This is a genomic window from Prevotella sp. Sow4_E9_plate, assembly GCF_052116205.1.
GTDB lineage: Bacteria > Bacteroidota > Bacteroidia > Bacteroidales > Bacteroidaceae > Prevotella.
The window spans coordinates 171,415-183,729 of record NZ_JBQKLN010000001.1 but is presented as its reverse complement, the minus strand read 5'-3'; the positions used below and the strand labels follow the sequence as shown (position 1 = coordinate 183,729).

The 12,315-nt window shown below is 43.5% G+C and carries 8 protein-coding genes; 5 read left to right on the top strand and 3 right to left on the bottom strand.

The annotated features are described in order from the left end of the window. Position 1: 1 nt before the first annotated feature. Entirely contained in the window at positions 2–2,263 is a 2,262-nt protein-coding gene (locus tag ACTQ53_RS00690; protein WP_295346531.1) for an aconitate hydratase, read from the bottom strand. A gap of 326 nt (positions 2,264–2,589) precedes the next feature. Here ACTQ53_RS00690 and trmD point away from each other — a divergent pair, with 326 nt between their 5' ends. Continuing rightward, positions 2,590–3,267, top strand: a complete 678-nt coding sequence (gene trmD / locus ACTQ53_RS00685; RefSeq protein ID WP_218417119.1) for a tRNA (guanosine(37)-N1)-methyltransferase TrmD — start codon at positions 2,590–2,592, stop codon at positions 3,265–3,267. Positions 3,268–3,436: 169 nt separating this feature from the next. Here trmD and ACTQ53_RS00680 read toward each other — a convergent pair whose 3' ends face one another. After that, on the bottom strand, positions 3,437–4,279 hold the full coding sequence (locus tag ACTQ53_RS00680; protein WP_294968764.1) for a patatin family protein: 843 nt from the start codon (positions 4,277–4,279) through the stop codon (positions 3,437–3,439). A 201-nt stretch (positions 4,280–4,480) separates the two neighbouring features. On the opposite strand from ACTQ53_RS00680, the gene ACTQ53_RS00675 reads away from it, so the two are divergent. The 4 genes from ACTQ53_RS00675 (at position 4,481) to ACTQ53_RS00660 (ending at position 11,004) form a co-directional block, all read left to right on the top strand. Beyond that, a complete protein-coding gene (locus ACTQ53_RS00675) occupies positions 4,481–5,896 on the top strand; it encodes an aminopeptidase P family protein (RefSeq protein ID WP_264949769.1) in 1,416 nt (471 codons plus the stop codon). Positions 5,897–5,990: 94 nt separating this feature from the next. Further along, positions 5,991–7,202, top strand: coding sequence for a C1 family peptidase (locus ACTQ53_RS00670; RefSeq protein ID WP_295346510.1), 1,212 nt, complete (start codon positions 5,991–5,993; stop codon positions 7,200–7,202). A gap of 147 nt (positions 7,203–7,349) precedes the next feature. Further along, the gene (gene recJ / locus ACTQ53_RS00665) at positions 7,350–9,071 is read left to right on the top strand and encodes a single-stranded-DNA-specific exonuclease RecJ (protein ID WP_294968769.1); all 1,722 of its coding nucleotides are present in this window, start codon (positions 7,350–7,352) and stop codon (positions 9,069–9,071) included. A gap of 19 nt (positions 9,072–9,090) precedes the next feature. Further along, positions 9,091–11,004 carry a RecQ family ATP-dependent DNA helicase gene (locus ACTQ53_RS00660; RefSeq protein ID WP_441931656.1) on the top strand — a complete coding sequence of 638 codons (1,914 nt, stop codon included), beginning with the start codon at positions 9,091–9,093 and terminating at the stop codon, positions 11,002–11,004. A 128-nt stretch (positions 11,005–11,132) separates the two neighbouring features. Here ACTQ53_RS00660 and ilvC read toward each other — a convergent pair whose 3' ends face one another. Continuing rightward, positions 11,133–12,176, bottom strand: a complete 1,044-nt coding sequence (gene ilvC / locus ACTQ53_RS00655) for a ketol-acid reductoisomerase (protein ID WP_144152272.1) — start codon at positions 12,174–12,176, stop codon at positions 11,133–11,135. Positions 12,177–12,315: the final 139 nt, after the last annotated feature.

The window sequence follows — 12,315 nt, the reverse complement described above, 5'->3', positions numbered from 1 at the left end:
ACTACTTGTTTTTTGCAGCAAAATTCAATGCAGAACCAGCCTTGAACCATGCTATCTGTGTATCATTATAGGTATGTTCTACCTCAAAACTATCCTCAGAACCATCTTTATGCTTTAAAGTAACGGTGAGTTTAGAGCCAGGAGCAAACTCCTTCAAACCAGTCAACGAGATACGGTCGTCTTCCTGTACCTTGTTATAATCGTCCTTGTTGCAGAATGTTAGAGCAAGCATACCCTGCTTCTTCAAGTTTGTCTCATGAATTCTAGCAAAACTCTTAGCCAAAATCACCTTTACGTTCAGGAAACGAGGCTCCATAGCGGCATGTTCACGAGAAGATCCCTCGCCGTAATTATCCTCTGCCACCACGATGCTGCTGATTCCCTGTGCCTTGTAAGCCTTAGCTGCTGTAGAAACCTCAACATAATTGCCATCCAACTGGTTCTTCACCTTATTACTTTCACCGTTGAAGGCATTCACGGCTCCCATCAGAAGGTTGTCTGAAATATTCTGCAGATGTCCACGGAACTTCAACCAAGGTCCAGCCATAGAAATATGGTCTGTGGTACACTTTCCTTCCGTCTTGATAAGTAAAGGCATGTCTACCAAATCCTTACCATCCCAAGGAGCAAAAGGAGCCAGTTTCTGAAGACGATTGCTGTCTGGAGCAATAACTACCTCTACATTTGCATTTTCTTCACTTGGAGCAATGAATCCCTTGTCTTCTACGGCAAATCCCTTTGGAGGGAAAGTAAAGCCTGTAGGAGCATCGAGCTTCACGCTATTGCCATCCTTGTCCAGCAAAGTATCGGTAGCAGGATTGAAATCCAATCTGCCAGCAATGGTCAGAGCCACCGTAAGTTCAGGACTTCCAATGAAGGCAAACGTATTAGGGTTACCATCAGCACGACGGCGGAAGTTTCTATTAAAAGAGGTAACAATAGCATTCTTGCGAGTATTGTCTTCTGTATGACGCTTCCACTGTCCGATGCAAGGACCGCAGGCATTGGTCATGATAAGAGCTCCAATCTTCTTAAAGTCATCAAGGATGCCATCACGCTCGGCAGTATAGCGAATCTGCTCAGAACCAGGATTAATGATTAGCTGACCTTTCACTTCAATCCCCTTCTCATAAGCCTGACGAGCCACGCTAGCCGCACGGGCAAGATCCTGATAAGAAGAGTTGGTACAACTACCTACCAAACCTACTTCTACCACCATAGGATAATCATTGGCAGGACCTTTAGCCTTCATGTGAGATATTGGAGTTGCTGCATCTGGAGTGAACGGACCATTCAAATGAGGCTCCACCTTAGAAAGGTCTATTTCTACAATCTGGTCATAGAAAGCAGAAGGATTAGCCAAAACTTCATCATCTGCACGGAGTTCTTCCGCATTCTGCTGTGCGAGAGATGCAATTTCCTCACGACCCGTCTTACGCAGATATTCACCGGCATTCTGGTCGAATGGGAAGATAGAGCAAGTAGCACCCAACTCAGCACCCATGTTACAGATAGTTGCCTTACCTGTAGTAGAGATACTATCCAATCCCTCACCAAAGTATTCGAGAATAGCATTGGTACCTCCCTTTACGGTAAGAATACCAAGAATTTCAAGAATCACATCCTTAGGAGTTGCCCATCCTGAAAGCTTACCGGTCAGATGAACACCGATAAGACGAGGCATCTTGAGTTCCCAAGGCTGACCGGTCAACACATCCACAGCATCAGCACCACCTACACCCACAGCAACCATTCCTAAGCCACCGGCATTAGGAGTATGGGAATCGGTACCCACCATCATACCTCCTGGGAAGGCGTAGTTTTCGAGTACTACCTGATGAATGATACCAGCACCAGGTCCCCAAAAACCGATATGATATTTCTGAGATACGGACTTCAAGAAATCGTAGACCTCTTTATTTGTCTTGCAAGCCTCAGGAAGATCGATGTTAGCACCCACATCAGCGCGAATCAAATGATCACAATGTACGGAAGCAGGCACAGCTACCTTATCCTTACCCGCATTCATGAACTGCAAGAGTGCCATCTGCGCCGTAGCATCCTGCATCGCCACGCGATTAGGTCGGAAGTCAACATATTCTACACCTCTTTTATATGGTCGCAACTGAGTCGGGTCGAAAAGATGCGCAAAAAGCACCTTCTCGGCATAAGTAAGAGGTCGTTTCACTGTAGCCTTTGCTTGGGCTACACTCTCCGAATACGAAGCATAAAAGCTTCTCAGCATTTCAATGTCCAGTATCATCTTATTCACTAATTATTATTTATTACCACATTCATGAATGCAATCTTTTCTACAAGAATATGCATTACATCTAATTATTTGTTTGCAAAATTACAATTTTTTCTGCAATTAGTAGCACTTTTTATTAAAAATTTAGCATTTTGATTCCGCATTTCTTGTTTTTTGATATATTTGTTGCATATTTATGCCATTTTCATCAACAATCCACTTCAAAACAACAAATTCTAAGAGAAAAATAAGGAAAAACAAAAAATAGTAAGAAAAGAAAAAGAAAAAGCAAAAAATATTTGGAGTATTCCACTTTATTTATTACTTTTGCACGTAATATGAGAATAGACATTATAACAGTATTACCAGAGATGCTGGAAGGATTCTTCGGCGAATCAATCCTGGCACGTGCGCAGAAGAAGGGTCTTGCTGAGATTCATCTTCATAACCTGCGCGACTATACATTAGATAAATGGAAACGAGTAGATGACTATCCTTACGGCGGAAGTGCTGGCATGGTAATGCAATGCGAACCTATCGACCGATGCATTGCTGCACTAAAAGCCGAACGCGACTATGACGATGTCATATACGTTTCACCCGACGGCGAAACTTTCAACCAGAAGATTGCCAACGAGATGTCCATGCTGGGCAACCTCATTATTCTGTGTGGTCACTACAAGGGAATAGACCAACGTGTACGCGACCATCTCATCACAAGAGAAATCAGCGTAGGCGACTATGTGTTAACTGGTGGTGAATTGGCTGCTGCCATCATCTCAGATGCGGTAATCAGGCTGGTACCAGGCGTCATCAGCGATGAACAGAGTGCCCTTTCCGACTGCTTCCAAGATGACATTCTTGCTGCTCCTATCTATACCCGCCCAGCCGATTACAAGGGATGGAAAGTACCAGAAATATTACTGAGCGGTAATGAAGCCAAAATCCGTCAGTGGGAATTTGACCAAGCCATGGAGAGGACCCAACGATTAAGACCCGATTTGCTTAAAGGATAATCGACAGGAAAGGAATCAGCAAGACTTATATATATATTAAGGTAACATATATATATAAGTTGAATATTTATATAAAGAATAGCCTGTTCTCAAAACATGATTTTCTGTTTTGAGAACAGGCTGTTTTATAATGGGAAATTCACACCTGGAACCCATGACGTAAACTTCATCAAAGGAATTTCTCACAAAACTTTTCTCCCAACATAAATCCCTCTTCATAGAGTCGTTCCAACTTAGCAGTATCCTTCTCAATGCGCCCCACTTCCAGTGGGCGGATAGGACGAATGCAGGTTATCTTGCCCGCAGCCTCCAAATCATCCACCAGCTGAATCTGTTCATTGTAAACTTTATGGCGATGGCTCAAAGCCACACGAAGACGAGGATAGTTCTTATATAAATAAGGTAGCTTACGATCCTTGCTTGTATCCCGCCAGCCTTTATTTCTTGTAAGAACCACCACATTATGTTCAAATCCCTTATCGAATGCATGTTGCACAGGAATACTATCAACAATTCCTCCATCCAGCATCGGAATACCATCCACATTGACGATTTTGCTCACAAACGGCAAACTGCTGGAAGCTCTTACGATATCAAGCGCACGCTGACGTTCATGATTAGTCTCTGAAAGATACATCGGCTGCCCCGTCAGACAATTGGTGGTAACCATCTCAAACCTATCGGCATATTTAAAATAAGTATCAAAATCGAAAGGAAGCAACTGGTTTGGAAACTTGTCGTAAAGCAACTCCCGGTCAAAGATACAGCCTTGAGTAACAAGATGATGGATACCTATATATTGATAACGCGCCAAGTAATCAATATTAGAGATACGAGCACGACGAGGCTGCCGACTCATATACGACATGCCATTACAAGCACCTGCCGAAACAGCTACCACATAAGGGAAGTACAAATCGTACTTCATAAAAGCATCCAGTACTCCGCTGGTGAAAACACCTCGCATTCCACCACCTTCCAGCACCAATCCTGTATTCTTATTCATTTTCATAACAACTACAACAAACTTTCCTTAAGTTATCATTTTGCTCTAATCCGGAACAAATTCCTGACACATTTTACCCCGAAAAGTGCATTTTTATATTAATTATTTATAAATCCTAGAGATTTATTAAATTTTGCTTGCAAAGATAACACTTTTTTGGGAAATAATTACTAACTTTGCAGCAAAATATAGTAAAAATCTAAAAATATGTTTAGTAAAGATACATATATCAGTCGCCGCCAGGAGCTCAAGAAACTCGTAAACAGCGGTATAGTTATACTCTTCGGAAACAACAATTCACCTTGTAATTTCCCAAACAACGGATATTATCCATTCCGTCAGGACTCTACTTTCCTGTACTATTTCGGACAGCAGCGTGACGGACTGGTAGGTGTAATCGACATTGACAACGACATCGAGACATTGATCGGTGACGATATAGATATAGAAGATATCGTATGGTATGGCAGCGTGGAAAGCGTACACGACTTGGCAGAACAGGTTGGTGTCCACAACTCTGCACCTATGAAATCTCTGAAGACTATCTGCAATGATGCCATGTCTAAGAAGCGCAAGATTCATTTCCTGCCTCCTTACCGCTTTGACATCAAGCTCCAGATATTCGATCTCCTCGGCATCCATCCTAACCAGCAAAAGGAAGAGGCCTCTATGGATCTCATCAAGGCTGTGGTAAAGATGCGCTCTACCAAGACTCCTGAAGAAATCGAGGAACTGGAACGTGCTGCAGTTATTGGTTACAAGATGCATACCACTGCCATGAAGTTGACTCGTCCAGGAGTAACAGAGAAATTTGTAGGCGGACAAGTTGACGGAATTGCCAACTCTTATGGAGCAATGGTCAGTTTCCCTACTATCTTCAGTCAGCATGGTGAGATTATGCACGGCAATCCTTCCATGAGCATTCTGGAAGCTGGCAGACTGGCTCTTTGCGATGCCGGTGCCGAGACCATCAACAACTATTGCTCTGACAATACACGTACCATGCCAGTAAGCGGTAAGTTTACCCAGCGCCAGTTGGAAATCTACTCAATCGTAGAGGCTTGCCACGACTATGCACTCGAAGTTGCCAAGCCTGGTGTGAAATACGCAGATGTTCACTTTGCAGTATGCCGTCTGATGTTTGACAAGCTCAAGGAGTTAGGACTTGCCAAGGGTGATACAGAAGAGGCTGTCAAGGCTGGTGCTCATGCCATGTTCCTGCCTCACGGATTAGGTCACATGATGGGTATGGATGTACACGACATGGAGAACCTCGACCAGATAAACGTAGGATTCGACGAGGAAGTTCGTCCTAACCTGGAGCAATTTGGAACAAATTGCCTGCGTATGGGCCGTCGCCTACAGGAAGGATTCGTTGTAACTGATGAGCCAGGTATATACTTCATCCCTGCTCTTATCGATGACTGGAAGGCATCAGGTCACTGTGCAGAATTCCTCAATTTTGATAAGATTGAGACCTACAAGGACTTTGGTGGAATCCGCATCGAAGACGATGTACTCATCACCAAAGATGGTTGCAGATTCATTGGCAAAGACCGCATTCCTTATCATCCAAAAGACGTAGAGGAATATATGGCAGCACATAGAGAAGAAATTCTTTAGGCAAACAAAGAATCCTCAAGGAGAAGAACTTGAGGATTCTCCAAGAGAGAGAATATAAGAGTAAAAACATTATTAATAAAAGAGAAAAAATTTCATGAAGAAATCAATGATCTTTGCAGCCATGCTTGCTTTGGCTGCTACAGGTGCAAATGCAAAGACAGCTGCTGATTCTGCTGCAATTGCAAAAAACAAGCCAGTATTTACTGTAGTTAAGGAGAATCCAATCACAAGTATCAAGGACCAGAACCGTAGCGGTACATGCTGGGCTTACTCTACTCTCAGTTTCTTCGAAAGCGAGATTTTGAAGAACACAGGCAAGACATTCAATCTCAGCGAAATGTTCGTTGCCAACAAGACTTACATGGATCGCGCCACAATGGCTGTGAGAATGCACGGCGACGTAAGCTTCTCTCAGGGTGGTAGCGCATACGATGTACTTTATGCTTTGCAGCACTATGGCATCGTACCAGAGGATGCAATGCCAGCTCCAGGTACACTGACAGGCGACTCATTGGCTAACTTCGGTGAGTTCTTTGACGTAATGACTCCATACGTAGAGGCAGTAGCAAAGAGTACAGCCAAGAAGCTTTCTCCAGCTTGGAAGAACGGTCTTCAGGGCATCATCGACTCTTACATCGGTAAAATTCCTGAGAAATTCACTTATCAGGGCAAGCAATATACTCCAGAGACATTCTGCAAGAGTCTCGGTTTGAATCTCGATGATTACGTAACTATCACTAGCTACACCCATCATCCAATGTGGAGCAAGTTTGCTGTAGAGGTACAGGACAACTGGCGTTGGCCTTTGAGCTACAACGTTCCTATGGATGATCTCTGCAAGATCATCGACAACGCAGTAAACAACGGTTATACTGTAGCTTGGGGCGGTGACGTAACAGAAGACGGTTTCACACGCAAGGGTCTCGGTATCGCTTACGACGTGAAGAAGGTACGTTCGATGGCAGGTACAGATGCTGACCACTGGTTCAAGCTCTCAAAGAACGAAAAGAAGGAGAAGTTTGATTCTCTCGGCGTAAACGCTCCTGAGGTAGTTCCTACACAGGCTATGCGCCAGGAAGCTTTCGATAACTGGGAGACTACCGATGACCACGGTATGCACATCTACGGTATCGCTAAGGACCAGAACGGCAAGGAGTACTACATGGTAAAGAACTCTTGGGGTGAGTATGGTGACTACAAGGGAACATGGTACATGACCAAGGCTTTCGTAGCTTACAAGACTATGGACTTCATGGTTAACAAGAATGCCATCCCTAAGGATATCCGCAAGAAGCTCGGCATCTAATAAAAACAATTATATTTAAAGGCAGCAAACTTGGATTTGCTGCCTTTTTTGGATTATTTCTTTGTAATTATGTTAAATTCCATGGCAATTTTTCTCGTTTGTCATTTTATTTTTGTAACTTTGGGGCAGAAATAAAAAATAATTAAAATGCATTTTAAATGGAATTACGAAGAACCTACACCAGAACAGCAGAAATCAGCTAAAGAACTGGCAGATAAGCTGAGCATGAGTCCTATTCTGGCACAGCTTCTCATCCATCGGGGCATTACGACAGAGTCGGCAGCCAAACGCTTTTTCCGGCCACAGCTTTCCGACCTCATCAACCCATTCTTGATGAAAGACATGGATATAGCCGTAGACCGCCTTAACGATGCAATGGGACGCAAGGAGCGTATTCTCATATACGGAGATTACGATGTAGACGGATGCACAGCTGTCGCATTGGTGTATAAGTTTCTGCAGCAATTCTATTCTAACATCGACTACTACATACCAGATCGCTACGATGAAGGATATGGTGTTAGTCTGAAAGGAATAGACTTTGCCCACGAAACAGGTGTAAGACTTATTATTATCCTTGATTGCGGCATCAAAGCAATCAAGGAGATAGAATATGCCAAGAGCCTTGGCATAGATTTTATCATTTGTGATCATCATGTCCCAGACGACGTGATGCCACCAGCTGTGGCCATACTAAATCCTAAGCGACCAGATGATTCCTTCCCTTTCAAGCATCTTTGCGGATGTGGCGTAGGCTTCAAATTCATGCAAGCTTTCGCTAAAAACAACAACATCCCTTTCTCAAGACTCATCCCATTACTCGACTTCTGCGCAGTAAGTATTGCAGCAGATATCGTACCTGTGATAGATGAAAATCGAATTCTCGCTTTTCATGGTCTGAAACAATTGAATACCAACCCCAACATCGGTTTGAAATCAATCATTGATATCTGCGGACTCAACGGACGGGAAATCTCCATGAGCGATATCGTATTCAAGATAGGTCCACGCATCAATGCCTCAGGAAGAATGGAAAACGGCAAGCTTAGTGTTGACCTGTTGGTAGAAAGAGATCTTGGAGTAGCTTTGCGCATGGCTCGCCACATCAATGAATACAACGAACAACGCAAGGATATAGACAAGCAGATGACCGAGGAAGCCAACGGAATCGTATACAGACTGGAATCGATGAAACACAACTCCAGTATCGTACTCTATGACGAAGACTGGAAGAAAGGCGTAATCGGTATCGTAGCATCACGACTCACGGAAATTTATTTCCGCCCTACCGTAGTTCTTACCCGAGAAGGAGAATTGGCTACAGGGTCTGCACGAAGCGTAACGGGCTTTGATGTTTATTCAGCTATCAAAAGCTGCGAAGACCTTCTCATCAACTTTGGCGGCCATACCTATGCCGCAGGCTTAACGATGAAATGGGAAAATGTGAAGGAGTTCAGAGACCGATTCCAAAAGTATGTAGAAGAGCATATTTCACCAGAACAGACAGAAGCGATACTCAACATTGATGCACAGATAGACTTCCGCGACATCACCAAGCATCTGCACGCTGATCTCAAGAAATTCTCTCCTTTTGGTCCGTCTAACCCAAAGCCAATCTTCTGCACTCGTCAGGTATATGACTACGGAACGAGCAAGGTAGTGGGCAGAGAGCAGGAACATATCAAACTTGAGCTGGTAGACTCAAAATCAAGCAATGTAATGAACGGAATAGCCTTTGGTCAGAGCGCTGCTTCACGATATATCAAGAGTAAGCGTAGCTTTGACATCGCCTACACCATAGAGGATAATATTTTCAAGAAGACGCAAGTTCAATTACAAATAGAAGATATCCGACCAAACGAAGGATAATAATAATAAAATCAACTTAATGAAAGTGACAGATCAATATCTAGAGATATTACATAAATACTGGGGGTACCCTGATTTTCGTGGCATACAGAAAGAAATTATTGAAAGTATCGCCAACGGAGAGGATACCCTCGGTCTTATGCCTACAGGAGGCGGAAAGTCTATCACCTTCCAGGTTCCTGCCCTTGCCATGAAGGGTGTGTGTATCGTAGTAACTCCACTTATTGCCTTGATGAAGGACCAAGTACAGCACCTTCGTGAACGTGGCATCCTGGCTGAAGCTATATATACCGGACTTTCCCGAAGTGAAATTATACAAATACTGGAAAACTGCATCTTTGGCGAGACAAAATTTCTCTATGTTTCACCAGAACGACTAGCTTCAGAAATATTCCAAGTAAAGCTACGCCACATCCACGTTAGCTTCATCACCATCGACGAAGCCCATTGCATAAGCCAATGGGGCTATGATTTCCGTCCATCTTATCTCAGCATCGCTGATATCAGAAAGATGAAACCCGAGGCCCCCATACTGGCTCTTACCGCAACAGCTACTCCTGATGTCATAAACGACATCATGGATAAACTGAAGTTTAAGAAGCCCAATCTTTTCAAGATGAGCTTTGAACGCAAAAACTTATCATATATTGTACAGCCTTGTGGGGATAAAATTGGCGAAATGCTCCACATCTTACATTGTGTAGACGGATCTGCCATCGTCTATGCCAGAAGTAGAAAACGTACCAAGGAAATAGCAGAAATACTCAATAATAAAGGTGAAACTGCTCTTTTCTATCATGCCGGACTTGACAGCAGTGAAAAGGACGAACGCCAAAAAGCATGGCAATCTGATGAAGCACGCATCATGGTGGCAACCAATGCCTTTGGTATGGGTATAGACAAACCTGACGTACGCTTAGTAATACATATAGACTGTCCAGATTCGCTAGAAGCCTATTTTCAGGAAGCAGGAAGAGCCGGCCGAGACGGTCAACGTGCCTACGCTGTCTTACTATACAATGGACACGATGAAGTTCAACTTAAAAAACGAATCAACGATACCTTCCCAGAAAAGGACTTCATCAAAGATGTATACGAACATCTTGCCTATTTCTTCCAAATCGGTGTAGGAAGCGGATGCGGTAAGACATTTATCTTTGATATAGAAACGTTTTGCTTCACATATAAATTCTTCCCAACCCAGGTAGACTCTGCCCTACGCATTCTGGAGAATTCGGGTTACATTCATTACGAAGATAACCCTGATGGGAAAGCCCGGCTCAAGTTTACCTTGAACCGCAATGAATTATATCTCTTAGAGAACTTGCCAAGCAACCAAGAAATGATTATCACGGCATTGCTACGCACCTATGGCGGACTATTTACCGACTACGTATATATCAGCGAAAACCTGATAGCACAAATGTGCAATATCAGCGTACAGCAGGTTTACATGACTCTAAAGAATCTTTCTTCACGCCATATCGTAGATTTCATACCACAACGCAAGACACCGTATATCACCTATACTAGACAAAGAGAAGATGGCAACCGCATCATCATACCGAAATCTGTATGGGAAGATAGAAAAGAACAATATACCAAACGCATTAAAAGCGTTATCACTTATGCCAATAATGATATTGTTTGCCGCTCCAGACAACTTCTACGCTACTTCGGTGAAGAAACCCGAAAAGACTGTGGACATTGTGATGTTTGCCAGGAAAACAGTAAATCCCGCAATATAGATGACGAATTAAACAACATATCAGAACAGATACTGAATATGCTTTCAGATAAACAAATACATGATATACAAGAGTTAAGACTAATCAAAGCTCCAACTCAGATGATCAACAAGGCTGTGAGATCATTAATAGCAGAAAATATCGTCATAACAGACAAATTCGACTTTTGGTTAGGAAAGAATTAATTGAGATTCTAAATCAGAAAAAACAACAAGAGCAAATTTGAAAGATTGAGAAAACATTTAAAAACAATAAAAAAGGGAACGACCCATCACGGACCGTTCCCTTTTAAACATTATGTACGAGAAAAAAATTAGTTGTTCTCAGGGCGAAGTTTACGTACAGTAACACCAGCCTGCCACATTTCCTTGTTGCGCATAGCCTCAAGTTCTGCGTTCAACTTCTCACGGTAATCAGCCTGAGAGTTCTTGTCGATAGAAATCTGAGCCTCATTACCAGTCTTAACAGAGTAATACAACCACTCCATAACAGGCTTGATGGCCTCACGGAAACGAGGAGCCCAATCAAGAGCACCACGCTGAGCTGTTGTAGAACAGTTAGCATACATCCAATCCATACCCTTAGCACCGAAGAGAGGGCCAAGGCTCTGAGTCAACTCCTCAACTGTCTCGTTGAATGCCTCAGATGGAGAGTGACCATTCTCACGGAGAACATCATACTGAGCCTCCAAGAGACCCTCGATAGCACCCATCAAAGAGCCACGCTCACCAGTAAGGTCAGAAGTAGCCTCACGCTGGAATGTAGTCTTAAACAAATAACCAGCACCGATACCGATACCGAATGCAATAGTCTTATCCTCTGCCTTGCCAGATGCATCCTGGTATACAGCATAAGAGCAGTTCAAACCACGACCTTCGCAGAACATAGTGCGGAGAGAAGTACCAGAACCCTTAGGAGCAACCATGATTACATCAATATCCTTAGGTGGAACAACGCCTGTGCGATCGCTCCAGTTGATAGCGAAACCATGTGAATAATACAAAGTCTTACCTGGTGTGAGGTATGGCTTAATCTTTGGCCAGCAAGCAATCTGACCGGCATCAGAAAGCAACATACAGATAATAGTACCCTTCTCTGCTGCCTCCTCGATAGAGAACAAAGTCTTGCCAGGTACCCAACCGTCCTTCAAACACTTCTCGTAGGTCTTACCCTGACGCTGTCCGACGATGACGTTGAAACCATTATCGCGAAGGTTACATGCCTGACCAGGACCCTGGATACCATAACCGATAACTGCGATAGTTTCGTTCTTCAATACTTCACGTGCTTTCTCCAATGAAAATTCATGACTGGTGACAACTGTTTCCATTACGCCACCGAAATTCATTTCTGCCATAATTGTAATTTACTTTTTGTGCGGCTTGCCATTTGTGGAGCCGCGGGTTATACTTGTCCATACGGATGCGAGCTGTATTCTTATCCAAAGAGAGCCTGTTTGATCCGTCCACCACCTATCCAAGATAGCGGCTCTGGGG